Here is a 26,457-nt window from a genome sequence, read left to right on the forward strand (position 1 = left end):
AAAATGGGCAATGGATTTACAGTTATCAATATAATGAAGAGAGCTTCATCCCTTTTTCCGGAAAAGAAAGTTATATCTGGCAGCAGAAGTATTACATACAGAGACCTGTTTGAAAAGGTTTTGCGCCTGTCAACGTCCATGAACAAAATGGGCATTTCGAAAGGAACAGTGATTGCAGTTGCTGATTATAATTCAATAGAGTTTATGGAGTTATTGTTTGCCTCCAGCCTTACAGGTTCAATCATATATCCCGTAAATATAAAACTTCCATGGAATATGGCAATGGAAACGGTAAAAGAATCAGGGGCGGAATATGTATTTGCATCGAAAGAGTTTATGAATGCAGGCATATACAAAGGATTCCGCGACGACCATATAGTATCGCTGTCTGAAAATGGAGATTATATCAAATTCCATGACCTGCTTACAAGTGATTTGCACAGGGAGGAGAAAACCACCGGAAACGATAATTATTCCATATTATTTACTTCTGGAACAACGGGAAAACCCAAGGAAGTGCTGTATACAAACGAAAAATCTGTAAACGGTGCATTAAGTATTCTCTACCAGCTTGGATTGTTTAATACACCCGCTAAATTAACTTCCAGTGATACTATATTATCTCTTATCCCATTTTACCACATATGGTCATGGGGGTCTGCTTTTCATGCTGCGTATCTGGGTGCAGATTATATAATCACCGGAAAGTATAATCCGGAGAATGTCCTGGATGCAATAAAAGAGAATAAGGCAACGTGGATAAATGCTGTACCAACAATGGTTTATGACCTCTTATCCCATGATAGGGAAAACAGGCTGGATGGAATAAAAATGTTAATAGGCGGTTCCCCTATAAGCAAAAATTTGGCGGAAAAGTTAAATGCAAATGGGATTAAATTTTCAACAATATATGGTGGAACCGATATGCTTGCCACATCTATTTCACTTGGGAGGCCGGATCAGCATGAATCTTTAAGGTCTGTAACATATCCTGTTCCAATGGTAAGTGCCACAGTCAGGGATAATACAGGGAATATACTGGAAAACGGAACAATAGGAGAGTTGTGGATTAATGCCCCATGGCTTCCGGAAAAATACCTTAATAGGCCAGAAAATCATGATTATGAAAACGGGTGGTTCAAGACAGGTGATGTTGGTGAAATGACACCCGATGGTGGAATAAAAATCCTGGACCGTGTGAAGGACGTGGTTAAAAGTGGTGGAGAATGGATCCCAACGTCGATCATAGAATCCCTGATATCTGAGTTTCCAGGAATAGAAATAGTGGCTGTTACCGCCATAGCTGATGAGAAATGGGGAGAAAGGCCCATTGCATGGGTCAAAGCTTCGGAAGATATTGAAATTGAAGAGATCAGGCAATTTATGGAAACTCACGCCTCAAATGGAAATATTAACAAGTGGTGGATTCCGGTTGAGTTTATTATCATAGAAGAAATGCCTATGACCAGTGTTGGAAAAATAGACAAAGCAAAGCTCAGGGAAATGAAAAAATAATTTCAAAATGTTAATTTTATAAAGGGGATTATGAGTGTAATAATTGAAATTGCGGCAACAGCAGTGAATGCCAGAGCAAAATTTCCATATATTGAGAACATGAATCCCATAAGGAGGGGGGAAACCGTACCGCCTACCTGTGAACTGAAATTCAGTATGCTGCTGGATGAGGCAAGATTGGCATCACTCCCGCTAAAGTCAGATGCCATTCCCATTGAAGGGCCTGCATAGAGACCATAAAACATTCCGGACAGGAATGATATAATAAAAATAGCAGAAACAGGAGCGTAGTTTATATAAATTATTGTAACTGCAAGGGCGACTACTGGCAATACAGATACTATGGATTTTCCATGCTTCATCCTTCTTGAGATCATCCCGCCCAGGGGAGATGTGATAATTCCACCTGCGGCAGGAATCCACGCATATAAGTATGCGCTGGAATATGGCACAATATGGTCGAATACAATAAATGTGGTGAAAAGTGTTATAAATCCTATATATAAAAACCCTGCAGAAAATCTAATCATGGCTACATAAATTATCTTTCTATCAATTTTTCCATGCTTTGCCAGTTTATTATGTTCCGGCTCCCTTAAAAATACAATGTTCAGTATTGTTGCAATAATAAGTATTGACAGAATAACAATGAATGCAAAATGGAAACCTATAGAAAGTGTGCGGAGTATAAGGTATTCCCCCAGTGATGCTCCTATAAAAAATCCCGTCTGGTATATTCCTACAAAGGTTGCCCTGCTGGATTGTGGAAGCCATTTCTGTATAACTGAAGTGTCAGAAAGGTATACTGTTGCAGAGAAGCTTCCAAGCAATATCTGTATAATGAAAATGCCTGTATAGGAGTCTATAAAAAAGTAGAATAATGAAAATGACAGAACCATCAAAATAAATGATATTTTAGCGACCTTTGATACACCCACACGGTCCGAAATCATTCCGGCAGGAATCTGGAATACCGTGTAACCAAGCCAGTATGCAGTTATCAGTAAGGAACCAAGATATACAGATATATTAAGGGATGATACCAGCAGGGGTATAAGTACAGGAATAAAAAATCGCAATGTTGAATTCATTGAAAATGACATTATTGAGGAGCCAAGAATTCCGCTGTAATGCCTGTTATTTCCACCAGTGATATTGAATGCCATCTCGTTTGTAATTTATAAACACTAATTAATATTTTACCAATAAACGGCAATCCTGACTTGCCTGCAGGAGTGAAAATATGCCCATAAAAGGTTTTATGTTCCACTGGAAATTATTAATTAGACAGTTTATAATGAGCTATAATGAATTCTATTCAGAAAATAGAGGTCCCCATAGAGATCAGGGCACTGAAAACTGCCAATGTATACAGTATTAATGGAGATTATAACTACATTGTTGATACCGGCATGTCCGAAAATGGATACAGGCAGATTGCGAATACTATTGACCTTTCACGTATAGATATGTGTATAATTTCACATCTGCATATAGACCATATAGGCGGGGCCCTTTATCTGGAAAAAAATCATAACATACCTGTATATATATCAAAAAATGACTATGATACAATTAAAAATATGGTAGACAACAGGCAGGAATATTTCAGTGAATACAGAAATTTAATGATATCTAATGGTGTGCCAGAAGAGTTATTCAGTAATATAACAGAAGGAAATCCTGTCATGAAATTTATGGACTATTATGCATCATTGAACCTGAACATAATAGGCAATATGGCTATGAAAGATACAGATATCATAGATGTCCCAGGGCACTCGCCCGGTTCTGTTGCTATATACCTGAAAGATATCCGTGCAATGGTTACAGGCGACCATGTACTTAAAAATATATCTCCAAATATTAGTGTTTACAGAAATAATGTAGACTACCTTGGAATGTATATTGAAAGCCTCAAAAAAATTCAAAATTATGATACTGAAATTGCATATCCGGGGCATAGGGACACTTTTACCAATTTTGCAGAGAGGATTGATCAGATCATCCAGCATCACGAAAAGAGGATGTATAAAATATCCTTAGAATTAAACACCTGGAAAAATGCCTTTGAGCTAGCATCCTCCATAGCATGGAGCAGGGGGCGCAAAATGGATGATATGAACAACATGGAGAAAAATTTTGCTATACTTGAAACCGTTGCGCATCTGGTACATATGGAAAGAACAGGCAAGATAGATTCAAAATATTCCGGAGAAACGATTTTATATCATTCTATTGCCGGGCAATTTCCACCAAACCAACAGGTGGATTAACCTCTTATAGTTTAATCCATATATATGCCAGGAATCATCATAATTCGAAGGCATTGGAATAGCAGGAGATTATTATTAATTATAGAATATGTTTATATATATGTAATTCCAGTTTAATTCAAATTGCTACTATAATCCGTGCAACGTCGCAATTCATAAAGATAAATTACACAGTAAAATTTTTATCTGCTATATCCAGCACATTATCCAGTTATCTCTATAATTATAAAATATGTTTCGTAAATTTCATATTTATGAATTATGTGTAACAAAAAATTTTTTATGTTTTAAAGTTATTATAAAATGATAAAAATGGAAGATATAGTGACAATTGCAAAAATGGATAGTGAAAAGAGAAAAGAAACAATGATGAAATTATTCAGTGATATGTTTAAAGAAGACGATTCCAAAAAGGTAGAAATGATGAAAAATTTAATCACAGCTATGAACAAGACGGATGATGCCACATATATAGGGCTTTGCACCACAAATATCAGCATTGCATCTGGCATGGAGGACGACGAGTTGAAAGCATTTGTGGCTTTAAGAATGAAAGCAAATTCAGAACTCCCGGCTGATATTAGAACAAGGGATCTAAATATGATCCAGTCTGCAATGGGTAAGGTACCCTCATCTGTCTCTCAAAGACTTGCTAAATTTATGGCATAATAAGCCAGCAATTTTTTTATATATTTGCTATCATTTTATAATATTGCTCTGGACCTGCCATATAATACAGAAATTAGATCACTTCTTTATAATATTGATTTTGGTTATCCGGCCGGTCTCCATGCATTTATCCTCATAAATCGGTGCATAAAAATTATATTTCTGCCGCACCATTAATTTTAAAGATGGAGAGGAATACAAAATAATTATTTTTCAAACTTTATATAATTGTAACAGTAATTTCCAAAACATTTAAAAGCAGTAATTAATAGAGATATGTCTTATAAATAAGTATATACGATTTATGAATATATATGACGACGTAAGACTATAGGCAACCCGGCCTTTAATGGGCTCCGGATATAGCATATTGCGTGTCACATTGCAATGACCATCCGATCAGGGGCTGGGCTTCGAATTCCCCGTGGGTCAGGAAATTATGAAACGTGATTAATATCCGTTAAACCGGGGAAAAGTTTTAAATTGTTTTAAGAATTAAAAAAATATTGGTGGATTAAATTACCTGCTCTACTATTTGCTTATATAACATTTTCAGTTTTTCAATTGCATCCGTGGATTCACGTATTGCATATACTTTCAAAAATTCTTCCGGGTCTTTATACAGGATATAAACATCGCTATTTGTTGAATAGATTAATAATTTCGATGGGAGCTCTATGCCGATTTCGGGGTTTTCTTTCATCAATAATGTGCCTACCACCGGAGAACCAAATAATATTAAAGTTTCATTTTGCATTTCTAATCCTGCGTTATCAGCATTTTTTCTGTGGTCTACTATAGAGAATACCGTTATACCCTTCGATTTAATGAAATCAGTGGCTAGTTTCACAGTCTCTTCGAATGTGTGTACACTTTTGTATTTTAGAAACATAAGGTATTATTATTAATAGATATAAATATTTATTTGAATTATTGCACAGAATACATGTTTTTATTCCCGCTATAGAAGCCATAAAAATATAAATTGTATTATTGCATATTGAACTATGACATGGAGAAAAATATTGGGAATAAAAGCTCTGGAAAACTCAGGCAACCATGTGTCAATTAATCTTGGAGATGGCAAAGTAGTTTTCATAACAAAGCAAAATGGAAAGCTGTACGGTATCAATGGAATATGTTCCCACCTTAAATGTATTCTCGGCAATGTGTCTGAAGATGGCAAACATGTTGTATGCCCATGCCACAATGCAAAGTTTGAACTTGATACCGGAAAGATGGTTGAGCCTCCGTTTATAGCACCCCAGACCCCGATGGAAAAATACACACTGGAAACATACAATCTGAGGGAAGAGGGCAACTTTATTGAAATTGAAGAGTAACCATATACCAGAAAAGTATCAGATAAACAATGAAAATTAAAATTATTTTTCTTTCTTTTTTATAAAATTATTTATTCTGTCTTTCGTTTCTTCCCCGGAAAATAAAATACCGAATAATGCAGCCTCATAATCCAGGTTAGTTTTAATATGTGACGATGAAGTATTGTTTACCGCACGTTTTGCCAGTTTTACAGTATTTTCAGGTTTGGTATTGATTATTTGCCCTAGTCTTGTAGCTTCTTCCAGTGCATTGCCTGCCAGAATGTCTACAAGCCCGAACTCATATGCAGTCTGTGCATTTAACCGTGCACCGGTCAGTATCATATACAGTGCCCGATTTCTTCCAACCACATGTGGGAGTATTACATTGCCGCCTGCACCTGCGTTTATGCCCAGCCCGATTTCTGGCTGGCTTAACTGGGCATCGTTGCTGCATACTCTTATATCAGTTGAAAGTGAAAGTTCAAGCCCGCCGCCAAATACGTATCCATTTAAAAATGATATTACCGGCCATGTGTATTCCCGGAAATAAAGTGCGAGTTCATTCAATTTCCTGTGAAATTCATAGGCTTCTGATGGATCCAGCTCCGGAAATTGCAATACATCTGCTCCTGCTGAGAAATTCTTTTTTCCACCAATTACAATTGACCTGCATGTGCTTTCCATATCAGATAATGCACTGGAGATGTCATTTATCATTTCAACGGTAATGGTATTCAGGTGGTCTTCCCTATCAAAATAAATGAAACCCGTGCCATTTTCCTCTTCTGTTTTTATGGTTTTATATGGCATAGTTATATAACATAGCCATTTAAATAAAGATTTGGGAGTGCTGATAATATATTTATACTAGTTAGACATGTCTAATAAGACATATATGGAGAATATTGATAAGGGTGATATTACAAGAATAGTGGCCCTGATGGCGTTTGCAGGGACGTTGATTGTTTATGTGGAAACAATGATTGTTCCGGCTATTCCTGTATTTATCACTTTTTTTAATACCACATATAACAATGTCTCATGGATTCTCACTGCTTACCTTATTACAGGTACAGTAGCTGCAGGGATATTCGGAAAACTTGGTGATGTGTTCGGTAAAAGAAAAGTGTTTTTAATTCTTTCATTAATTTATGCAATTTCTGTTTCAATGGGGGGATTTGCTACAAGCCTTGATGAGTTAATAGCTATAAGGATAATTCAGGGCATTGGATTTGGCATGTACCCTCTGGCTTACGCAATAATCAATGATGTCGTCCCGAGGTCGAGGCTTGCCCTTGCACAGGGATTAATGAGTGCAACCTTTGCTGTAGGTGCCGGCATGGCTCTGGTTATCGGAGCATATATTACAGAAGCCTATAGCTGGCAGTGGTCCTATCACGCAATTGCCCCTGTTGCCTTTGCATTATTCATATTATCTTATTTCTTCCTGAAAGACAACACCGCGCCTGCAAAGGAAAAAATAGACTTTGCCGGGGTCGCAATAATGGCATCAGGGCTGGTAATGCTCATATTCGGATTGTCGGAGGGAAATACCTATGGATGGCTCTCCCCTCTCATATTATTTTCATTCATATTTTCCATTGCTGCATTTTACGCATTTATAAAATATGAACTTGCAAGCAGGTATGCGTTCATAGATATGCATTTATTGAAACGCAGGAATATATTAATAGCAAATTTTGTCGGGCTACTCACCATGGCAGGCATGTATTTCCTGTTTTTTACTGTTCCAACATTGCTTCAGGACCCTGCCCCCTCCGGATTTGGAAAATCTATTTTCACATCGGGCCTGATTATGCTTCCTGCAACAATCCTTGCAATGGTATTTGCTCCTGTTGCCGCCAGGGTCACCGATGCCCGTGGCCCTAAAATTTCCATATTAATCGGCCTTTCAGTCAGTTTTATAGCTTTTATACTTTTGATCCTGGACAGATCAACTATCCTGGATATCATAGAAGCCGCAACAGTCCTGGGTACCGGTTTTTCCTTTGTCCTGGTGGGCATCATTAATCTTCTATTGATATCAACACCGAAATCAAAATCCGGAGAAGCAACAGGCATGAACACAGTATTCAGGGAACTTGGAATGACAATAGCGCCTGCATTGGGCGGAACATATGAAACAATGTATTCAGTCAGGGTAATAATAGGATTAATACCCTACAGATTCAATGGATTGCCGTTTATTCCAATTACCTATGGATTCCCATCCGCTACAGCCTATAATTTTACCTACATCACAGGTATAATATTCCTCCTGTTTGCAGTGCTGCTAACAACCCTTATAGTGGAGAAAAAAGGTGATAATAATGAAAATGTATAAAAAATTAATAACTGGATTTATAGTTTTATCTATGGTAATGCTTGCTATCGGCGCATCTGGATTAATGTCCTCAGGAGATGCAATACACAATAAAACTGCACCGGCAACGGTTGCAAACAATGAGCTTACAGTAACTTCTGTATCATGGTTTGCTCCTAATTCAACTGAATTGCCATCACCTGGAAGCAATGGCATACCACTTTATGTCACATTTGAATCCTACACAGATATTGAAAATGCTAATGTGTCCATGAATCTGTCCGCCTATAAATCACCATTTACATATGCTTACATAAACGGCCCGGACAAAAACGTGCGTACATACAATCGGATTCCAGAAATTCAGGCGGGGCACTCATATATGATAATGCAGCTGGTTAATATAAGTAAAAACGCCAGTGGATCTTTCTATGATGAAAACATAAGCTATAATAATTCCACAATGTCAGGGAACACAGTGTTCACAATTCCTGTTGGGAAACCGGATGTAAGCGTGATATCGTATACTACAAATCCACCGGTAATCTATCAGAACGAGAAATTCATTAAATTAACAATTTATACAGAAAATACAGGTACATCTGCGATGAAGAATGTGAATTTCAATATAACGTCCATGGATTACAAGGTTGTATCACCGGGAAATTATTCAATTGCATACTATCCTGCCGGAACGTTGATGAATTTCACATTTTATATAAATGCTAAAAATGTTACGGGGACAATTCCTGTATATTTCCATATTAACAATGTAGTTTATACCATCAATACATATATACATGGAAGTGAAGAGAAAAGTTTAACAGTGGCTGTGGAAAATAAGAACCTGGTTTCCGATACAAAAAAACAGCTTCTGACATTTTATCTGAACAATACGGGGAATAAGGTATATAGAGACCTTGAGATACATATGCTTTCGCCCGGTGTTTTATCCATACACGTATCATCATCAAATCCACTTGGTGCGCTTACTGCAAATAATGTAACATTTGCACAGCTCCAACCAGGGCAGAGCATTAAGGTAACCTACATAATAGATACATCTACCTCCGCTGCCGGAACTTATCCTGTGCAGTTGCTTGTAGAATATCATTTCAATAATACTGCAGAAACGTTCAATAAAGTGTACACTTACAACCAGAAAATTGTTCCTACAACAACACAGCAAATAAGCAACACATTGACTGAACCGCTATATGCGGGCATGGCGGCACTTATAATTATCATTCTTGGTGCAATAGGGGCAGCAGTGCTGCACACAGGAAAGAAAAACAGGAAATCGAAAAATGCTGGCAGTAAAAAAGCTAAAGAGAAAAATAATAATGGTTCCGGGAAGAAACCATAAATATTTAAATATCCTGGAAATTGGTTTATATGAACGATTATTCCCTTAGAATACTTTACATCCTGAACCTTGAAGATATGACAGGGTACGGCCTTTCCAGAAAACTCTATAATTCTGCAACGGGAAAAAATATCTCAAACGGAGCACTGATTCCGGTATTAAACAGGTTGTTATCGGATAATTTCATAGATTTTTCCGTTAGAAATGGGAAGAAATATTATCATTTAACAGAAAAAGGGAAAAAATTTGTGGGAAATGTTCTAGACCTCAATGAGGAAGTACGGGACCAGGCAATTTTTGATGCCATTGACCGTGAATTTCCATATATAAATGTGTTTACAGATGTTGAGGATTACACATTATTAAAAAATATTATAAAGGATATAGGGCATCCAATAATAGAGATAATCCGCCAGGCATTCTACCTGGGAAAGAAGAACGATCAGGAAGGAATAGAGCTAATAAAAACTATGATGGATGAATTGCTTGAACGTGCCAAAGAAAGAAATTTACGCAACAATAAATAATATGGTGTTTCTTGCTATCTGGAAGTCTTAGGCGATATAAATGTAAACAGATATAGTTGGGTTCCATAACATTCTGTTTAAAGGCAGGATAAAGTACATAACAACTACAGAGAAATAAATTTAGTTAGACCTCCATCGATTTCGCTGCTTAACTTAATCACCAGTGAAAAATTGCGGGTGCAGGCACCTATTAACAATTATTAAATATAATTTCAATATGGCAATCCATATGGACGAATACAGGACAACGAAGATATGCCCACAATGCGGATCACTGAGAATTAACTGGATTGCAGGGGGCATCGCAGGGCCAGTATACAAATGCGAGGAATGCAATTATGTTGGTGTTTTCGTACTTGAAGTCAAGCTTAAAGACCTGGAAAAATTCCAGAAAGAAATAAGGGAAGGAAAGAAGTAGGGGAATATATGATTTTGCTTCTTGATGGAACTTCTGACTCAAGGAAACTGGGTTCAGAACTTGTATCTGATGGCTATTCGATAATAGCCACTGCAACCACAGAGGAAGGTGCAGAAAAGTTAAAAAAGGAAAATATTCAGGCAATTCAAGGAAAACTTGATTATGAAACCATTATTTCAAAATGCAGGGAACTTTATATAAATGCCATAATAGATGGGTCACACCCATATGCAGATGCAATGCATGAAAATGCAATAAATGCATCCATAAAACTTGGAATTCCACTTATCAGATTTGAAAGGGAAATGGTGAAAATAAAAAGTAACAGGATCATATACGCAGATAATTATGAAAAAGCTGTGGCTCTCGCCGGAAAAATAGGCAAAAATATTTTTGTGACCACCGGGGTAAGAAATATAGCAAATTATAAGGGGCTTCTTGAGAGCCATAATGTCTATTTCCGCGTTCTTCCTGACCCGGATGGAATAAAAGCATTAATTGATATGGGTGTAAGAAGAGCCAGTATTGTTGCAATGGAGGGAAACTTTACAGAAAGCCTTGACAGGGCAATAATGGAATATTATGGAATTGACACAGTTATTACAAAGGATAGTGGCTTCAATGCTGAACCCAAAATTCTGGCAGCCCTTTCCCTTGGAATTAATATAATAATTATTTCCAGGAAAAACTATAGCTGGGAGAATACAGGGCATACAACATTAGAAATAACAAAGATTTTAAATCATTATGGAATAAAATAGAATATGTCCAGTACTCTTAGCCCGGCAGAAATTTACAGAAGGAGCTTTACCTTTATAAAGGAAAAGATGGGGCTTGACAACTCCCTTAAATCCAGTATAATTACCCGTGTTGTGCATGCCACTGCAGATTTTGAAATTGGAAAATCCATGGTATTCTCATCATCATTTGAGGATTCTTTATCTGCAATTGAGAATGGAACTATGGTCATTGCAGATATAAATATGGTTATGTCCGGAATTTCAAGATATAACAATAAAAAATGCTACATTGGGGATAAAGATATTGCAATGGAAGCAAAACGTACCGGAATTTCAAGGTCGTACCTGTCTATGTCCAGAGCCTGCAGGGATAATCCTGAAGCCGTATATGTTATAGGCGATGCTCCCACTGCACTGGAAGCATTGATTGATTCCATTGATGCTGGCATATGCTTTCCCAGGCTTGTTATCGGTGTTCCGGTGGGATTTGTCTCCGCCCTTGAAATGAAATCCAGATTGCTGGCATTTCAGGGAAACTTTATTACAAATTTAAGCAATAAGGGGGGGTCTGCAGTGGCAGCTTCCATATTTAATGCAATGGTCGTGTATTTACATGTATATTGAAAATCCTGACAGGACAAACTTGAGGTACGGTTATACCACCGGAGCCTGTGCAACGGCTGCTACCAGGGCAGCATTGATCATGATGGTTACAGGGAAAACTGTTGATTATGTTGAGATTAACCTGCCGGCTAAAAAAACTGCCCGCTTTTTAATTGAAAATCCCGAAATATATGAAAATTATTGCATAGCATCGGTAAAGAAAGATGGGGGGGATGACCCGGACGTTACCACAGGCCTGTATATTTATTCCAGAGTTGAATATTCAGAAAAACCAGGTATAGAAATTACCGGTGGTAATGGTGTTGGAGTGGTAACCAAAGAGGGACTGCCAATAAAGCCCGGAAATCCAGCAATAAATCCTGTTCCGCTTAAAATGCTCCGTGCTGCAGCCACAGAAGTGCTGGAGTCCTATGGAATTCGACATGGGCTGAAAATCACAATATCCGTGCCCGGTGGCGCTGAAGTAGCAAAGAAAACATGCAACCCTAAGCTTGGAATTCTTGGAGGAATTTCTATACTGGGCACCAGGGGCATAGTGATACCGTTCTCTGATTCTTCATGGAAAGCCTCAATAGTGCTGGGAATCAGGGTTGCTTCCCGCCTGGGTATGGATACTCTGGTTTTCAGTACCGGTGGAAGAAGTGACACTGCAGTCCATAAAATTTTCCAGGATTTTAAGGAAGAACAGTTCATAGAAATCGGTGATTTCCTTGGCTTTTCTGTAAAACGGGCGGTGGACACAGGAATCAGGAATCTTATAATTGCAGGAATGCCCGGAAAAATATCAAAACTGGCAGATAACAATATGGACCTTCATTCTTCAAAGAGTTCCGTCAATTTTGATTTTCTGGCATCTATCGGGAAAAAAATAGGATACCCGGATGAAATTATTTCCAGAATAAGCCATGCAAATACTGTATTGAATGTAATGGAGATAATAAACTATGATAGTATATTCCTGGATGCCATTAAGGAAAGATCCATAGAAAACATCAATCAAATTACAGGAAACAAAATTAAAGTAGATATAGAAATTATAAAAAATGAATATTGATAATTTAAAAAAATATTAGTATTCGCCCTCAACATCCACTTCTTTTGTGGTGTCAAGCAACGCATCAGCGGATATTAAAGCCTCTTTCGGTGCACTCTTTAATCCTATCACGAAGAATATTGCAGCATATATTGCAAGAACCACATAGTCAAATGGATATGCTATTATGTTCAACCCTCCGGTTGGTGTTCCGCCTACATAGGAGAGGATTATCATTCCTGCTATGTATACAGGTATCCAAACAGAGTTGCGAATATTCAGTCCCATAAAATGCTTTCTGCTGGCCTGGTATATGAATACAACTGAACCTGCAAGCACGGCGCCAAGTGCGTAAAGTGTTGTTGGGAATGTTGCCCAGTAGATTAAGAAAGTTGCAACTTCAAATGAGACAAAGGCCCATGCCATAGGGTGCGGGATTTTAAATGGCCTTTCCACATTTGGATACAATCTTCTCAGTACAGGAAGTGAAATTGATGCCACCGCAAAGTTTGCCACTGCCGCGACTACCACGAAATCAACGAGTGCATACCATGAAGGCAACGGAAGAAGGAATATAATTGCTAGGACCAGTGCGAGTATCAATGCAAAGTAAGGTGCACCGTGTTTTGTTGTTTTTCTAAATCCTTTAGGCAGTGCATCCTCTTCTGAATACCCAAATATAATTCTGCTTGCTCCTGTCAGGTATACTCCAAGGGTGCCTCCAGGCGAGAATATGGCAAATAAGAAGAATACAACTACCATTCCACCAAGGAGGTCTGCTTCAGCTACGGTCATTCCTGGAATTATATTAGCATGTATAATAGAGGAAAGTGGAGATCCCAGGGCCGCTACAAAACTCCAATCTCCTGTCTGTATTCCAAATCCTGCCCAGCTAACTGTCCCTACTATTACCACTGCCATTGCAATATATAAAAGTGATTGTACTGCCAGTACTGTTCCTATAATTTTAGGCATTGTCTTGCCCGGGTTTTTCACTTCCCCTGCCATATCAGCTACCTGCCTGTAACCGCCAAAGGAAAATAATATTCCAGAGGCAGGGATTGCGATGAATAAACCGCCAACTGATGGCATGAATCCAGCAAATCCTCCTGCACTGCTCGCTCCTACGAGGCCAGATGTGAAATTGCCCCAGTGCCATATAAACATTGGAAGTATTACGATAAACGCAACAACTACCCCAATCTTTACCCATGTTAGAACTTTATTGAATTTTCCGAATCTGGCAATGCCCACCATATTCAATGCAAAGAATCCCAGCAGAAGCAGAATTGCCAGCAGTATTCCATAGCCTGTAAGGACTCCCGTTGTGGAATCATACAGGAATGGGAAATATAAAGATGCATATGTTGATACTGCAACAGCTTCTATAGCAGGTATTGTTGCAGCCCAGATAAGAAGCCCCCAACCTGACATAAATCCTCCATATGAACCGTATGAGTAATATGCTACCCTTGCACTTATACCCGATCTGGGAAACATTGCTGCATATTCAGCAAATGGAAGTGTTACCAGGATAATGAAAATCGCGGCAATAATCCATGATATTATAATTGCGGGGCCAGCATATCCTGTTCCACCTGCAGCTGCGAATAGTATACCGGAACCTACTGCTCCGCCCACTCCAAACATAATGGCTTCATGTGTGCTCATTCCCCGTCTCATTCCAGTTTTGGTACGCTTTCCCAAAACTTTATTATCTACATCTTGCATAACAATAGATACAGGGAGCTTATTTAATACTTTCGTCAAAATTATGAATTTCGTTATTTTTTTTATAAAAATGAAATTAATTTCGACATACATAAAATCATTGATAAATACTCAAAGATTTTTTCATATAAAATTTACATATTTATACATTGTATCATAGTATAGAGATAAATTTATTCTGCAAATAATTCGAAAGCCCATAATAGATATGAGTAATATTATTTATATAGTGTAAAAATATGAGTTATAATGACCGTATTAAGCCAGGCTGACTATGAGCGGTTTACGTGGAAACACCGAAAACTATTATTTTCCTATGGGGTAACGGTGATTATAATAAAAATCGCTACAGGATATTTGAATCTGAAAATTGGCATAGGCCTAAATGATACTTTAACGGTACTTGCTATAGCCGGGTTCCTGTTCCTGGTTGAATTGGTCTTACTTTATAATTATAAAAAATCTATAGAAAAAATGAATAGGGAATTATAAATATGGCTTAAAGCCCATCTATAATTTTCACAAGCGAGTCACCAAATTCCTTTGTCCCCATTGCCGGAACATCAAAGAATTTAGCAAGGTCCTTTGTGACTTTCTTTGTCTCTATAGCTTCCCCTATAGCTTTTTCTATCACATCAAATGCTTCGTGCCAGTTCAGGTATTTAATCATAAGCTGCGCTCCTCTTATCAATCCCAGCGGGTCTGCTACATTCTGCCCTGCATATTTCGGTGCGGTTCCATGCACTGCTTCAAACATTCCTGCATCGTCTCCAACATTTGCGCCGCCTAGAGTCCCGATATTTCCTATTAATGCACCTGCTGCATCAGAAATATAATCCCCATCTATATTTGGAGCTAATATCACTTCATAGTTTTCAGGCCTTGTTATTATCTGCTGGAACATATTATCAGCTATCATGTCATTTACAAGTATTTTACTTGAATCATCGGTTGATGTATAATTGCCGAATTCGTTTTGAAGGGTTTCGTATGCCCATTCCCTGAATGCACCTTCAGTATATTTCATTACATTTCCCTTATGCATTATGGTGATCTTCTTTTTGTTGTTTTCAATTGCAAATTTTGCAGCTGCCCTTGTGATTCTCTGGGTTTTATATTTGCTCATAGGCTTTATTCCAATTCCGGAATCATCGCTTATATCAACCTGTAATTTGTCTTTGAAAAATTTTCTAATTTCAGCAGCCTCTTTGCTGTCATACTTATACTCAATTCCGGTGTAAAGGTCATCTGTATTTTCCCTGAATATGGTTAAATTTACATTTTCGGGGTGTTTGAGTGGGCTTTCTAAACCTTTCATAAAACTAACAGGCCTTATATTTGAATAAAGGTCGAGCATAACTCTTATCCTTACATTGATTGACTTAAAACCAGTACCTATAGGTGTTCCAAGCGGCGATTTTAACAGTACACGGTATTGTTTTATTGCCTCCTGTGATTCTTCCGGGAAACGATCATTTTTCTCTTTCAGTGCTTTGTCCCCTACAAGAATTTCTTTCCACTCTATTTTTTTATTTTTGTATGCCTTTTTAACTGCAGCATCCACAACTTTCCTCGTTACATCCATGATTTCTGGGCCTATGCCATCACCGTCTGTGTACAGAATTGTCGGATTATCGGGCACTTTCCACTTTCCATTTTCAAATGTTATTTTTGCCATAAAAACCTATGTATAATTATCATATGAATTATTAATATTTCTGTTATTACCAATCAGTTGAATTGCTTTAAACACATACTCATTTTTTAATTTGTTGCCTGCTCCTGCCAAACAACCTTACTTTGCTATATCCTGGAATTATTTGTTTCGCTTTCCTGATGTAGCCTCCGGATTCCATGACATGCTTTATGCCATAAATACCTGAAACCAGCGCCAGAACTGCAAGGCTTATTTCTATTGCATGAAGGCCAAGATAACTGATCGTAATGAATATTGTAGCCATGCCTATCAGTGGTATGATAAAAAAATACTTCTGTTCCCTCATATGTTTGGGATTTTCTCTTTTTACCTTTCTCCAGAGCATTATTGCTGAAAAATCTATTATTGAATATGCTATGAGCACGGATACATTTGACGCTTCTATTATTGTTGCAAAGCCAACAAAATAAACGAATAATAAGCTAATCGCCATAGAAAGCAATATGGAATAAAGAGGCGTCCCAAATTTATCTATCCTGCCGAAGGTACCGGGTATTTCCCTATCCCTTCCCATCGCGTAGAGCACCCTGCTGGTACCCAGTATGCCTGTTAATACTACACCGGCAGTTGCAGTGATTCCCCCTATAGCTACAATTATAAGAATATAGGGATTGTCCAAAACTGCTATTGCGGCTGAGAGGGGCGCTGAAGCTGATGCAAGATTGGATGATGGAATTAATCCTATTGCCACTACAGCTACAATAGAATAAAGGGCAGATGATATAATTATGGAAATGATAATGGCTTTCGGTATATTTTTTTCAGGATTCTTAACTTCATCTCCAATAGTTGTTATCCGGGAAAATCCTGTAAAAGCGAAAAATATCAGGGCAGAACCCTCCATTATCCCGGTAAATCCGTGAGGGTCGAAATTAGAAAAATCTGTTAATTTAAAATAAAATAAGCCGGAAACTACAAAAATAATCAGTATTGCGATATTTATCCCGACAAGAATAGATAAGGTCTTTGCAGAATTCTTTATGCCAAGCATATTCAGGATTGCAAACATTATGATTATAGGAATTCCAAAAACTATGAGATCTATATGAAGATGAAAAAGGGAGTTAATGTAACTGCCCGTGCTCAATGATACTGCTGAAATGGCAATCATATTGGAGAATGTCCACATTGTTCCGCCTATAAATCCGGCCGATGGGGCAAATGATTCTTTTGCGTACTCATAAACGCCGCCTTCTTTGGATATGTGCTGGGCTATTTCAGAAAAACTCAGCCCCGTAAATATAGCTATGATTGCTGAAACAAAGATAGAAATTATAATTGCCGGGCCGGCCTTCCCCGCAGCGATGCCTATAATTACGAATATACCTGCGCCAATTATCGCCCCTAAATTAATAATTATGGCTGACCGCAATCCAAGAATCCTTTTTAGGCCATATGTTTCCATGTAACGCAATATTGCCCTTTCATAAATCAATATGTTGATTCTAAGAGGTATTGTAATAGGGGTATAAGAGAGAAAAAATTTAATAATAAAGTCTAATTAATAACACATGTGCGAAGATTGTATGGATGAAAGCTGCAAATGCGATAGCTGTTATAATTACAGGCATTATTCTGCGTGCCCTGTGTGCGGGCATACAGTATTCCTTGACTGCTGCCAGGGATTTATAAAGCACAAATATGATATGGATTTTAAGCTCTAGGATGATTCAAAATAATCCTTTATGCGCTTCAATGCGTCCTCCGTCCCCTGTTCAAAATGCCCCTGTAATTTGTTTGAGAATGCCCTCAGCATCGGTGAAAGTTTTATATTCCATACAGACACTATTTTTACAGGATCATTACCGTAGAGCTGCGTTGTTTTTTCTCCAGTGAATGGCCCTTTTAAGTAATTCTCACTTAATATGAAATTATCTTCATCTTCTTTGAGCTGCATTTTCCCCTTTCCAGGAAAGGCAAACTGTACCATATAGTAATTTCCTTCTTTTTCAATGCTTCTGGTGCCATGCCAGAATTCAGGAATTCTTTTATAGTCCTTTATAAGTTCCCAGATATCCTCTCTGTCCGAGTTGACCTCTATTTCTTTTTTAAATTCCATGTGATGGGATGTATATAATATATATCAATTTTTACCGCACATATGTTTCAATGCCAACGCTTATATATACATATAAGGTTATATTTTAGGTGATTTTTTGGAAAAAAGTGAAGAAAATGAAGATTTAATAACGATATATTCTACTATGATAAAGATCAGAAAATATGAAGAAAAATTGCGCGATATCTATCTCAGCGATAAAAAACCACTATTTAACATTGCAGCCGGGAAGATTCCCGGTGAAATGCATCTTTCGGCTGGCCAGGAACCGTCGGCTGCATGGATGTCGGTTTTGCTAAGGAATGATGATTTTGTTTACAGCACACACAGGCCACACCATACTGCCATAGCTAAGGGAGTAGACCTGAACAGGATGACTGCGGAGATAATGGGAAAGCATGGTGGGTTAAGCAAAGGAAAAGGTGGGCATATGCATATTTTTGATAAAAAGGTTAATTTCGCCTGTGCCGGAATTGTAGGTTCATCTTTTCCCCCTGCACTTGGAGCAGCCCTGGCATCGAAACTCGATGGTAAAGACAGCATTGCAGTGGCATTTGGAGGTGATGGTTCATTAAACCAGGGTATGTTCCTTGAATCATTAAATCTTGCATCATTATGGAAACTTCCCGTAATTTTTGTAATAGAAAACAATGATTGGGCAATATCTGTGGAAACAAAGGATTCTACACCCATTAAAAATGATGCTATAAGAGCCGATGGTTTTGGAATGCCAGGAGTTTATATAGAAAATAATGACCCTGTAAAAATGTATAAAGCGGCAGAAAAAGCTGTTAAGAGGGCAAGGAGCGGGGAAGGGCCTACCCTTATTGCTATTGATACATACAGGTACTACGGGCATTTCGAAGGTGATCCTGAAGTATACAGGCCAAAGAACCAGGTAAAGGAACTTCTTGCAAAAGACCCCATAAAGATAATGGAATCCGACCTGCTTAAGAAGGGCATTATCTCAAAGGACGAAGACGACAGGATAAATAATTCGGCTATGGAAGAAATAAGCCAGGCATTTGCATTTGCAGAAGACAGCCCTCTTCCGGTGGGAAGCGACTCCATGGATGACGTGTATGCTCCTGTAGACTATTCAATAGAACCCACAACAAAGGGCAGAAAACTTCCGGTTTACATGGCAATTTCAGAGGCAATATCCCAGGAGATGGAGGGAAATAAAGATGTACTTTATATGGGTGAAGATGTGGGAAAATATGGCGGAATTTTTGGGGCAACAACCGGCCTGTTTAAAAAATTTGGGGCTGAACGTATAAGGGACACTCCAATAAGCGAATCAGCATTTATTGGCTCGGCTGCTGGACTCGCTGCTGCCGGGAAGCGACCTATAGTTGAGCTGATGTTTTCAGATTTTGTCGGCGTAACACTTGACCCCATAATGAACCAGATAGCAAAAAACCATTATATGTCTGGCGGCACTGTAAATATGCCTGTTGTCATTACCACCGCTGTTGGAGGCGGCTATGGTGATGCAGCACAGCATTCGCAAACGTTGTATTCACTCTTCGGGCATCTTCCCGGGCTTAAGGTAGTGGTACCTTCAAACAGCTATGATGCAAAAGGGTTGATGGTATCTGCAATAAAAGATAACAACCCGGTTGTCTATATGTTTCATAAGGGGCTTCTGGGATTGCCATGGATGCCATATCCACAATCTACAGTGACCGAAGTACCTGAGGAAGAATATACTGTCCCAATAGGAAAAGCCAGAATTGCCAGGGAAGGAAAAGACATAACAATAATCGGTATAGGCGCTACGGTGCATATGGCAATGGAAGCTGCAATGGAGCTTGAAGAGAATGGAATTAACGCTGAAGTAATTGACCTGAGAAGCATAAAGCCGCTTGATACTGATACTGTTATAAGGTCTGTCGGGAAAACCGGATCACTGCTTGTGGCTGATGAAGATTATGCTGCATTCGGGCTTGCATCGGAAATTACATCGGCTGTAAGCCATGCCCTCTTCGGGAAACTTGATAAGGCTCCTGAAAGCATTGTATCCCCTGATGTGCCTGTGCCCTATAGCCAGCCAATGGAGAAATACTGGCTTCCGGACACACAGAAAATTGTAAACAGAGTTATGGAGATGTTCAAAAAGTGATAATAAAAGTTCCGGAATTGTGGGATGTCCAGGGCCTTGGAAAAGCTATAATAACACAGTGGTATGTAAAAGTTGGGGATTCTATAAAGGAAGATACCCCGGTATGCCAGATTATGGCGGGCAAAGTAACCGTTGAAGTTGAAGGAAAGGCAAAAGGTAAAGTGACAAAAATTTTTAGGGATATCAACGCAGAGATAGTTCCCGGAGATGATCTGCTGGAAGTTGAAACATAAAAATTATTTGATCAAAATATTATTATTTTTTATTATGCTCTGACCTTATTGCGGCGATTGCAATTAGAGCAACAATTCCAATTATTACAATAGTTATAATTATTTTATAATCCTGTATATAATTATACAATGTTACAGGGGAGGGATTCTGTACGAAGGTTATATTTATACTGTTATCTGCACCATTTACGGTAAAATTGCCTGAGCCACCTGTTATTGAATAACCGGCTACCGAAGGAATGGTATAATTATACGTGCCGTTGTACAGAACGAATGTAATGTTATTGCCAGTTGAATACAGTGCATTACCATTGACCTGCACGCCCCATTCAGTACCGGCAGCCAAACCCTTCTCTGTAAAGGTAACATTGTATGATGGGCCGGAGGTATAACTATAATATCCTCCAGCCGATAAAGTATAATTCCTGCTATAAACTGGCTGCCCGTATTTGGAAAATAATGTAAAGTTATACGTTCCGGGATTTAGGGTTAAATTTAGATATTGCCCCGTAAAATTATATCTGCTTCCATTTAACTTTATATAAGTATTCTTAACAGTACTCTTAAAGTTAAATACCGCCACATTGCTTGAATTATACAATTCGCCGGGGGTAGTATTTCCTGTTTCTATGTGTGCCATGGGAATCATGGATGCAGAATTATAGGATACCGATACATTACAAACGCCTTCTGCCGTATCGCTTCCGTGGTTGTAAGCGTTGGATACAGCCTGGTAATTATGCCCGTTCCAGTATTCAAGGCCCATTGTAAGATTTGCCTGTATAACTCTGGTATTGGTTGAGTTTCCCGGACCGCCCAGAATTAAGCCCGCATCAGCATATAAATTATTGGGAAGAAGGTTTTGCCCGTTAACTATGAACCCGTAGTTGTGGGACACACTGGAAGCGAAGGTGAAATTTAAGGTATCATAGGTTTTCCATCCATTTCCATCATTATACTCCATATATATGTGTGGGTATCCGCTTGCTGTATAGGATACGCTTCTCAGCTTGATATTGCTATAACTGAAAGACCTGAATGTGCCGTTATCGGATGCAAAATAGTAAAGGTGCGCGGAACTGCTGTTCATTAATGTCCCATTGCCATGCATTGTACTGTTATGCATTTCTGCATTTGTAGATGTAAAATTCCAGACATTGTCTACAAACACCACCTGCCGATTGGAAGTGTTCAGCACAGCCACATTTTGAACCCAGTAATAATAGGTAGAATTCCCGTTTTGAAAGCTATAAATCAAATTTAACTGTATTCCCATATTATCAGGGCAAATGGAAATAGACGCATTGTAGGTTTTTAAATCTGTGATGTTGACAATACCTGTGAATGCTGTTGAATTGAAGGAACTGGAGGTTCCACCGGGCCCAATTCCATAATCAGCAATGCCCATAGGAGCCGGTTCTTTTGAATAATGGTACTCTGGATTTACCGTGGCTGGCGAAACACCCGGATTGTTTAAATGTGCATTAGTGCCATTGTTCATGTAAATCCCACCATATACAGAGAGAACCATAATAATTGAAATGAAAACAATAGCGAATTTATTCATTAGTTTAATAATATACCAGAATATAAAAGGCTTTTTAAAACTCTATATTTTTCGAAATAGTTAAATTAATATTAAATTCTTTATGTTGAATATTTATGGGTGAAATAAATATTAAAAAGCATGGGCATATAACTATTATTTCCATAAACAGGTATAACCGTAGAAATGCTGTGGATTATAAAACTTCAAAGATGCTTGAGAATGCTTTTCTTGATTTTAATATAGATACTGAACAGCACATAGCCATTATTACAGGTGAAAATGGCATATTTTCTGCAGGTGCTGACCTGAACGATGCAAAGGCAATGTCTCAGGAAGTTCTCGGGGAAAACGGGCCTATGGGCTTTACGAGAATGAAAATTGTAAAACCTGTAATAGCTGCAATATCAGGGTATTGCGTAGCCGGAGGGCTTGAAATGGCACTGACAGCTGATATAAGGATTGCTGATGCTGATTCAATGATTGGATTTCTGGAAAGGCGCTTCGGGGTGCCATTGATAGATGGTGGGACTCAGAGGCTTCCATTGATAATAGGCATGGGTAGGGCACTGGACATGATTTTAACCGGCAAGCTGGTATCTGCTGATGAGGCAAAGTCTATAGGGCTTGTAAACTACGTAACAGAACATGGAAAAAGCCTTGATAAAGCCATGGAAATAGCAAAACTTATGGATTCGTATCCTGCCGTTACAATGCTGAACGATCGTTTAGCCCTGCTTGAAGGGTTATCTAGGCCTCTTTGCGAGGGATTGAGAATAGAAGCAGAATATGGGAAGAAAACCATAGATAGTGGAATAGTTGAAGATGGTGCGCAAAAGTTTATTGCAGGTAACGGAAGGCACGGAAAAATAGATAAATTGTAAAAAATGATATATTGATATAGCACTGGAAACCCGGGAAGTTCAGAATAGTATACGGGACATGGCGCTATAAATAGCCGCAGTTACTTTTCCAGTTTATCATTGATCCCTGAGGCAAATTTCGCCAGATCGATACTTGAAGAGTAATCATATGACCTGCAGAGTTCCATAGTACTTGCCTCAATGGAACCTTCTGCATGAATCATTCCTGCCAGATAGAGGCTCCCCAGAGACGATATAAATTCTCTTAGTGTCTGGAATAGCCTTACACGTTCCATTGTTTCTTCTTTCTTTCTTCCTGCAAGGTATTTCATCAGAGAGGATTTCTCATTGCTATTTTCAAAATCCTCGTAGGAAGGCATAGTAGCAACCAGCCCTCCGGCTATGTCAACTATATTCTTTACAACATCAGTATAATTCTCGTTTGCGAATAATTTTCCCACATTTGTAAAGATTATATCCGGTATTGCAAGAGAAGCCTGCTTATCATATGTACAGCTATATGAGGAAGCTATAGCTGTTGCCTTTAATGTCTCCTTATAGCTTATAAGCACTGCAAGGTTTCTCCTTATGTTTGATTTATCATCAACTCCATTATATGAAGCTAGCAGTTTACCTGTGCCAATGAGGAAATCTGCCATTGCAGCCCTGTAAGATATTGCAGTGAATCTGTGGAAAGTGGGGAACATCATGGCCAGGAGCCCTGCAAAATCATATTCACCATTCAAAAATACGCGCTCCATTGGAATGAATACGTTGTCGAATATTGTTATGGTTTCAACTTCTATATTTTCCCTGCCTATCACCGACAGGGAATCATCCATTGTTGTTTCAGTTTCTTTCAGGGGGCGGGCAATCATAGTAATCCCCTTGGTGTTTGCAGGTACGGCAAAAGCAACAGCGTAATCTTTATCAGCTTCTGTCATGTTTCTCGTAGGAATCACTACAATTTCATTTGATGCTATGGATTGGGTTGTATGTGCCTTGGCTCCTGAAACATATATTCCATTTTTATCCCTCTTTACTATGTGTACGTACATGTCCGGGTCTTCCTGTTCCGATGGCCTTAATGAGCGATTCCCCTTCATGTCGGTCTGTGCCAGCGAAAGGCTCAGGTCTTTTTCAACTACATACCTGTAAAAGGCCATTACCCGGTTATAATAATCTGTTTTATATTTACTGTCTATCCTCCTGGAAACATACATAAGGGCAAAAAGGGCATCTGACCCGATGGCTTTTACTATGTTGAATTGCCCCCTGCCAAGCCTGGTAGTTTCATATATTAATTTATGCCGTACAACCAGGTCTTCCGTATTCTGCGGTATTTTATAGAATATACTTGCCTTTCCCGATTTTTTGTCTGTAAAACACATTATATTTTCATATTTGCTGTCCTGCTGAAGCCGGTAGATGCCGGATGCATGGCTGACAGGAACTCCAAGGGCAGGATGTGCAGCCACATTTTCCACACTCTTTCCACGGTAATATACAGCTCTTCCATCATTGAGGCTATTCTTATAGCTTTCCACACTCATTAACATAATAATTTATAATGATGCCTTATTTAATTTTATCCGGGGAAACTATAGTCTATTAAAATGATATATATCTTATAATAATGTTTTTGCAGCCAGCAGGTATCATACCTATTTTTCATTTACAGGAAGAGCGTCAGATTTAAATATAGTTTAATTTTATAATAACCATGGAAAAAAAGAAATGGTTTGATATCTGGCCCTACTATCTACCTTTTACAATAGATTATCCTGAAATGGACATATGGGAAATGCTGGAAAGCCCATCCAGATTATACGGGAATAAAAATGCATTGGTATATTATGGAAATAGAATAAAATACAGGGAGCTATGGCAGAACGTAAAAAATCTTTCTACATATATAAAAATGATGGGGTTTGGAAAAGGAGATAGAATCGGAATAATGATGCAGAATTCCCCCCAGTTTATAATTTCATTTTTTGCCATATCAAGATCCGGAGCCACAATTGTTTTGATGAGCCCGGCACTGGATATGGAAACTGCAGAGTATATTGCAAGAGATACGAATTTAAAAATGGTAATTACCACGGCTGAACTTTTAAAGGTGCCATGGGACCTCCATGAAAAATTCAATATTCCTGTAATATGCGGCCTGCTCAAGGATTACATTAAAGAGCTCGATATCCCTGTTCCCGAATTTGTACTTTCTGATCTGGATATAAGAGGCGTACCATGGAGCGAAGCGGTGGAAAATCGCCCTGATGCCGGGCATGTTGAGTCGGGGGCTGACGCCGAGGCATTGATAGCATATACATCAGGTACAACAGGAATTCCTAAGGGATGTGTCCATACAAACAGATCGGTGATATCCAATGCAATAGGAGCTTCCATATGGAGGAGGCTTACTTCGTCGGCAATTGAGCTGGGAGCAGCACCATTTTTCCACGTTACAGGGCTCTCATTTTCGATGCTGTCTCCAGTGTACTCCGGCGCAACAATTGCAATATTAACAAGATGGAATAGCGAGGCGGCAATAGAAGCAATTGAAAAATACAGGGTAACCCATTTTGTATCTGTAGCCCCGATGATAGTTGACCTGCTGAACCAGAAGAACCTTGAAAATAGAGATTTCTCCTCCATGCGTTTTATCGGTGGCGGGGGTGCAGCAATGCCAGAAATCCTTGCAGAGAAGATGGAAGATTTATTTCATATTCCTTTTGTAGAAGGCTATGGAATGACAGAAACCATGGGACAAACACACATAAATCCGCCGGAACACAGGAAATTGCAGTGCATTGGAATACCGCAATTTGGCTATGATGCAAAAATAATTTCCACAGAAACCGGAACCCCTGTAGAGGAAGGCACAGGCGAGATAGTGGTCAGGGGGCCAAGCCTGTTCACCGGATATTTAAATAAGCCACTTGATACCATGCAGGCTTTTGTAGATATCGATGGGCAAAAATACCTGAGAACCGGAGATATTGGATATATGGACAATGAAGGCTCATTTTTTGTTGTTGACAGGCTAAAAAGAATGATAAACCGTGCGGGCTTCAAAGTGTGGCCAGCCCAGGTGGATAGCTTAATGCTAAAACATCCGGATATACTGGAAGCCTGTGTGGTCGGCACGCCTGATCCAAGAAATGGAGAAGAGGTCAAGGCTTATGTTGTTCTTAGGGAGCCAGGAAGAAACAAGAAAATCTCTGAAATGGAAATAGTTGAATGGGCTAAAAAGGAAATAGGTGGTTATAAATATCCAAGAATAGTTGAATTCATAGAATCGTTGCCGAAAACTGCAACGGGTAAAGTTGACTGGAGAAAACTCCAGGAGAGGGAAAAATAAATTAAA

General features: G+C 38.7%; 26 protein-coding genes. 17 read left to right on the top strand and 9 right to left on the bottom strand.

Features of this window, described 5'->3' with window-relative positions:
- Nucleotides 1-3 precede the first annotated feature (3 nt).
- Nucleotides 4-1,515, top strand: coding sequence for an AMP-binding protein (locus fad_RS06275; RefSeq protein ID WP_081142731.1), 1,512 nt, complete (start codon nucleotides 4-6; stop codon nucleotides 1,513-1,515).
- Between the two features lie 2 nt (nucleotides 1,516-1,517).
- Here fad_RS06275 and fad_RS06280 read toward each other — a convergent pair whose 3' ends face one another.
- Nucleotides 1,518-2,681 (bottom strand): MFS transporter, encoded by a 1,164-nt coding sequence (locus fad_RS06280; RefSeq protein ID WP_081142733.1) that lies wholly within the window; start codon nucleotides 2,679-2,681, stop codon nucleotides 1,518-1,520.
- A gap of 141 nt (nucleotides 2,682-2,822) precedes the next feature.
- Here fad_RS06280 and fad_RS06285 point away from each other — a divergent pair, with 141 nt between their 5' ends.
- Nucleotides 2,823-3,791 (top strand): MBL fold metallo-hydrolase, encoded by a 969-nt coding sequence (locus tag fad_RS06285; protein WP_081142735.1) that lies wholly within the window; start codon nucleotides 2,823-2,825, stop codon nucleotides 3,789-3,791.
- Between the two features lie 303 nt (nucleotides 3,792-4,094).
- Complete coding sequence (locus tag fad_RS06290) at nucleotides 4,095-4,460, top strand: hypothetical protein (protein ID WP_081142737.1); 366 nt, start codon at nucleotides 4,095-4,097, stop codon at nucleotides 4,458-4,460.
- A 514-nt stretch (nucleotides 4,461-4,974) separates the two neighbouring features.
- Here fad_RS06290 and fad_RS06295 read toward each other — a convergent pair.
- Nucleotides 4,975-5,352 (bottom strand): DUF302 domain-containing protein, encoded by a 378-nt coding sequence (locus fad_RS06295; protein ID WP_081142739.1) that lies wholly within the window; start codon nucleotides 5,350-5,352, stop codon nucleotides 4,975-4,977.
- A 115-nt stretch (nucleotides 5,353-5,467) separates the two neighbouring features.
- On the opposite strand from fad_RS06295, the gene sdx reads away from it, so the two are divergent.
- Complete coding sequence (sdx, locus tag fad_RS06300) at nucleotides 5,468-5,803, top strand: sulredoxin (protein WP_081142741.1); 336 nt, start codon at nucleotides 5,468-5,470, stop codon at nucleotides 5,801-5,803.
- Between the two features lie 42 nt (nucleotides 5,804-5,845).
- Here the strand turns inward: sdx and fad_RS06305 are convergent, their stop codons facing one another.
- Nucleotides 5,846-6,595: an enoyl-CoA hydratase/isomerase family protein gene (locus fad_RS06305; RefSeq protein WP_081142743.1), complete on the bottom strand. Its 750-nt coding sequence runs from the start codon at nucleotides 6,593-6,595 to the stop codon at nucleotides 5,846-5,848.
- A 67-nt stretch (nucleotides 6,596-6,662) separates the two neighbouring features.
- On the opposite strand from fad_RS06305, the gene fad_RS06310 reads away from it, so the two are divergent.
- The 7 genes from fad_RS06310 (at nucleotide 6,663) to fad_RS06340 (ending at nucleotide 12,837) form a co-directional block, all read left to right on the top strand.
- Nucleotides 6,663-8,129: an MFS transporter gene (locus fad_RS06310; protein WP_081142745.1), complete on the top strand. Its 1,467-nt coding sequence runs from the start codon at nucleotides 6,663-6,665 to the stop codon at nucleotides 8,127-8,129.
- Nucleotides 8,116-9,474, top strand: a complete 1,359-nt coding sequence (locus fad_RS06315; RefSeq protein WP_081142747.1) for a COG1361 family protein — start codon at nucleotides 8,116-8,118, stop codon at nucleotides 9,472-9,474. The genes fad_RS06310 and fad_RS06315 overlap by 14 nt, the downstream gene beginning before the upstream one ends.
- A 29-nt stretch (nucleotides 9,475-9,503) precedes the next feature.
- Nucleotides 9,504-10,001, top strand: coding sequence for a PadR family transcriptional regulator (locus tag fad_RS06320; protein WP_081142749.1), 498 nt, complete (start codon nucleotides 9,504-9,506; stop codon nucleotides 9,999-10,001).
- A 229-nt stretch (nucleotides 10,002-10,230) separates the two neighbouring features.
- Entirely contained in the window at nucleotides 10,231-10,419 is a 189-nt protein-coding gene (locus fad_RS06325; RefSeq protein ID WP_236940559.1) for a hypothetical protein, read from the top strand.
- Nucleotides 10,420-10,427: 8 nt separating this feature from the next.
- Complete coding sequence (gene cobK, locus fad_RS06330) at nucleotides 10,428-11,180, top strand: precorrin-6A reductase (protein ID WP_081142753.1); 753 nt, start codon at nucleotides 10,428-10,430, stop codon at nucleotides 11,178-11,180.
- Between the two features lie 3 nt (nucleotides 11,181-11,183).
- Nucleotides 11,184-11,783, top strand: a complete 600-nt coding sequence (locus fad_RS06335) for a precorrin-8X methylmutase (protein ID WP_081142755.1) — start codon at nucleotides 11,184-11,186, stop codon at nucleotides 11,781-11,783.
- Nucleotides 11,773-12,837 (top strand): cobalt-precorrin-5B (C(1))-methyltransferase, encoded by a 1,065-nt coding sequence (locus tag fad_RS06340; RefSeq protein ID WP_081142757.1) that lies wholly within the window; start codon nucleotides 11,773-11,775, stop codon nucleotides 12,835-12,837. The genes fad_RS06335 and fad_RS06340 overlap by 11 nt, the downstream gene beginning before the upstream one ends.
- 15 nt (nucleotides 12,838-12,852) lie before the next feature.
- On the opposite strand, the gene fad_RS06345 is transcribed toward fad_RS06340, so the two are convergent.
- Nucleotides 12,853-14,547: an APC family permease gene (locus fad_RS06345; RefSeq protein ID WP_236940560.1), complete on the bottom strand. Its 1,695-nt coding sequence runs from the start codon at nucleotides 14,545-14,547 to the stop codon at nucleotides 12,853-12,855.
- A 249-nt stretch (nucleotides 14,548-14,796) separates the two neighbouring features.
- On the opposite strand from fad_RS06345, the gene fad_RS06350 reads away from it, so the two are divergent.
- Nucleotides 14,797-15,039, top strand: a complete 243-nt coding sequence (locus fad_RS06350; protein WP_081142759.1) for a hypothetical protein — start codon at nucleotides 14,797-14,799, stop codon at nucleotides 15,037-15,039.
- 7 nt (nucleotides 15,040-15,046) lie between these two features.
- Here the strand turns inward: fad_RS06350 and fad_RS06355 are convergent, their stop codons facing one another.
- Both fad_RS06355 and fad_RS06360 read right to left on the bottom strand, forming a co-directional pair.
- A complete protein-coding gene (locus fad_RS06355; protein ID WP_081142760.1) occupies nucleotides 15,047-16,225 on the bottom strand; it encodes an NADP-dependent isocitrate dehydrogenase in 1,179 nt (392 codons plus the stop codon).
- Between the two features lie 79 nt (nucleotides 16,226-16,304).
- Nucleotides 16,305-17,669, bottom strand: coding sequence for an APC family permease (locus fad_RS06360; protein ID WP_081142762.1), 1,365 nt, complete (start codon nucleotides 17,667-17,669; stop codon nucleotides 16,305-16,307).
- A gap of 106 nt (nucleotides 17,670-17,775) precedes the next feature.
- Here fad_RS06360 and fad_RS09310 point away from each other — a divergent pair, with 106 nt between their 5' ends.
- A complete protein-coding gene (locus tag fad_RS09310; protein ID WP_155951134.1) occupies nucleotides 17,776-17,928 on the top strand; it encodes a hypothetical protein in 153 nt (50 codons plus the stop codon).
- Here fad_RS09310 and fad_RS06365 read toward each other — a convergent pair.
- Entirely contained in the window at nucleotides 17,925-18,323 is a 399-nt protein-coding gene (locus fad_RS06365) for a hypothetical protein (protein ID WP_009886393.1), read from the bottom strand. The two genes, fad_RS09310 and fad_RS06365, sit on opposite strands and share 4 nt — an antisense overlap.
- A gap of 97 nt (nucleotides 18,324-18,420) precedes the next feature.
- On the opposite strand from fad_RS06365, the gene fad_RS06370 reads away from it, so the two are divergent.
- Together fad_RS06370 and fad_RS06375 are read left to right on the top strand one after the other, a co-directional pair.
- Nucleotides 18,421-20,448, top strand: a complete 2,028-nt coding sequence (locus fad_RS06370) for an alpha-ketoacid dehydrogenase subunit alpha/beta (protein ID WP_081142764.1) — start codon at nucleotides 18,421-18,423, stop codon at nucleotides 20,446-20,448.
- Entirely contained in the window at nucleotides 20,445-20,681 is a 237-nt protein-coding gene (locus tag fad_RS06375) for a biotin/lipoyl-containing protein (protein ID WP_009886395.1), read from the top strand. The genes fad_RS06370 and fad_RS06375 overlap by 4 nt, the downstream gene beginning before the upstream one ends.
- 22 nt (nucleotides 20,682-20,703) lie before the next feature.
- Here fad_RS06375 and fad_RS06380 read toward each other — a convergent pair whose 3' ends face one another.
- Nucleotides 20,704-22,248, bottom strand: a complete 1,545-nt coding sequence (locus fad_RS06380; RefSeq protein WP_081142768.1) for a thermopsin — start codon at nucleotides 22,246-22,248, stop codon at nucleotides 20,704-20,706.
- A 95-nt stretch (nucleotides 22,249-22,343) separates the two neighbouring features.
- Here fad_RS06380 and fad_RS06385 point away from each other — a divergent pair, with 95 nt between their 5' ends.
- Entirely contained in the window at nucleotides 22,344-23,111 is a 768-nt protein-coding gene (locus fad_RS06385) for a crotonase/enoyl-CoA hydratase family protein (protein WP_081142770.1), read from the top strand.
- Between the two features lie 80 nt (nucleotides 23,112-23,191).
- Here fad_RS06385 and fad_RS06390 read toward each other — a convergent pair whose 3' ends face one another.
- Nucleotides 23,192-24,649 (bottom strand): 4-hydroxyphenylacetate 3-hydroxylase family protein, encoded by a 1,458-nt coding sequence (locus tag fad_RS06390; protein ID WP_081142772.1) that lies wholly within the window; start codon nucleotides 24,647-24,649, stop codon nucleotides 23,192-23,194.
- Nucleotides 24,650-24,813: 164 nt separating this feature from the next.
- Here fad_RS06390 and fad_RS06395 point away from each other — a divergent pair, with 164 nt between their 5' ends.
- A complete protein-coding gene (locus fad_RS06395) occupies nucleotides 24,814-26,451 on the top strand; it encodes an AMP-binding protein (protein ID WP_081142773.1) in 1,638 nt (545 codons plus the stop codon).
- Nucleotides 26,452-26,457: the final 6 nt, after the last annotated feature.

Origin of the sequence: Ferroplasma acidiphilum, assembly GCF_002078355.1 — an archaeon.
Lineage (GTDB): Archaea > Thermoplasmatota > Thermoplasmata > Thermoplasmatales > Thermoplasmataceae > Ferroplasma > Ferroplasma acidiphilum.

Excerpts from the sequence above, each read along its gene's own strand:
- fad_RS06275 (WP_081142731.1), top strand. The coding sequence starts at position 4 with ATGGGCAATGGATTTACAGTTATCAATATAATGAAGAGAGCTTCATCC.
- fad_RS06280 (WP_081142733.1), bottom strand. The coding sequence starts at position 2,681 with ATGGCATTCAATATCACTGGTGGAAATAACAGGCATTACAGCGGAATT.
- fad_RS06285 (WP_081142735.1), top strand. The coding sequence starts at position 2,823 with ATGAATTCTATTCAGAAAATAGAGGTCCCCATAGAGATCAGGGCACTG.
- fad_RS06290 (WP_081142737.1), top strand. The coding sequence starts at position 4,095 with ATGATAAAAATGGAAGATATAGTGACAATTGCAAAAATGGATAGTGAA.
- fad_RS06295 (WP_081142739.1), bottom strand. The coding sequence starts at position 5,352 with ATGTTTCTAAAATACAAAAGTGTACACACATTCGAAGAGACTGTGAAA.
- sdx (WP_081142741.1), top strand. The coding sequence starts at position 5,468 with ATGACATGGAGAAAAATATTGGGAATAAAAGCTCTGGAAAACTCAGGC.
- fad_RS06305 (WP_081142743.1), bottom strand. The coding sequence starts at position 6,595 with ATGCCATATAAAACCATAAAAACAGAAGAGGAAAATGGCACGGGTTTC.
- fad_RS06310 (WP_081142745.1), top strand. The coding sequence starts at position 6,663 with ATGTCTAATAAGACATATATGGAGAATATTGATAAGGGTGATATTACA.
- fad_RS06315 (WP_081142747.1), top strand. The coding sequence starts at position 8,116 with ATGAAAATGTATAAAAAATTAATAACTGGATTTATAGTTTTATCTATG.
- fad_RS06320 (WP_081142749.1), top strand. The coding sequence starts at position 9,504 with ATGAACGATTATTCCCTTAGAATACTTTACATCCTGAACCTTGAAGAT.
- fad_RS06325 (WP_236940559.1), top strand. The coding sequence starts at position 10,231 with ATGGACGAATACAGGACAACGAAGATATGCCCACAATGCGGATCACTG.
- cobK (WP_081142753.1), top strand. The coding sequence starts at position 10,428 with ATGATTTTGCTTCTTGATGGAACTTCTGACTCAAGGAAACTGGGTTCA.
- fad_RS06335 (WP_081142755.1), top strand. The coding sequence starts at position 11,184 with ATGTCCAGTACTCTTAGCCCGGCAGAAATTTACAGAAGGAGCTTTACC.
- fad_RS06340 (WP_081142757.1), top strand. The coding sequence starts at position 11,773 with ATGTATATTGAAAATCCTGACAGGACAAACTTGAGGTACGGTTATACC.
- fad_RS06345 (WP_236940560.1), bottom strand. The coding sequence starts at position 14,547 with ATGCAAGATGTAGATAATAAAGTTTTGGGAAAGCGTACCAAAACTGGA.
- fad_RS06350 (WP_081142759.1), top strand. The coding sequence starts at position 14,797 with ATGACCGTATTAAGCCAGGCTGACTATGAGCGGTTTACGTGGAAACAC.
- fad_RS06355 (WP_081142760.1), bottom strand. The coding sequence starts at position 16,225 with ATGGCAAAAATAACATTTGAAAATGGAAAGTGGAAAGTGCCCGATAAT.
- fad_RS06360 (WP_081142762.1), bottom strand. The coding sequence starts at position 17,669 with ATGGAAACATATGGCCTAAAAAGGATTCTTGGATTGCGGTCAGCCATA.
- fad_RS09310 (WP_155951134.1), top strand. The coding sequence starts at position 17,776 with ATGTGCGAAGATTGTATGGATGAAAGCTGCAAATGCGATAGCTGTTAT.
- fad_RS06365 (WP_009886393.1), bottom strand. The coding sequence starts at position 18,323 with ATGGAATTTAAAAAAGAAATAGAGGTCAACTCGGACAGAGAGGATATC.
- fad_RS06380 (WP_081142768.1), bottom strand. The coding sequence starts at position 22,248 with ATGAATAAATTCGCTATTGTTTTCATTTCAATTATTATGGTTCTCTCT.
- fad_RS06385 (WP_081142770.1), top strand. The coding sequence starts at position 22,344 with ATGGGTGAAATAAATATTAAAAAGCATGGGCATATAACTATTATTTCC.
- fad_RS06390 (WP_081142772.1), bottom strand. The coding sequence starts at position 24,649 with ATGTTAATGAGTGTGGAAAGCTATAAGAATAGCCTCAATGATGGAAGA.
- fad_RS06395 (WP_081142773.1), top strand. The coding sequence starts at position 24,814 with ATGGAAAAAAAGAAATGGTTTGATATCTGGCCCTACTATCTACCTTTT.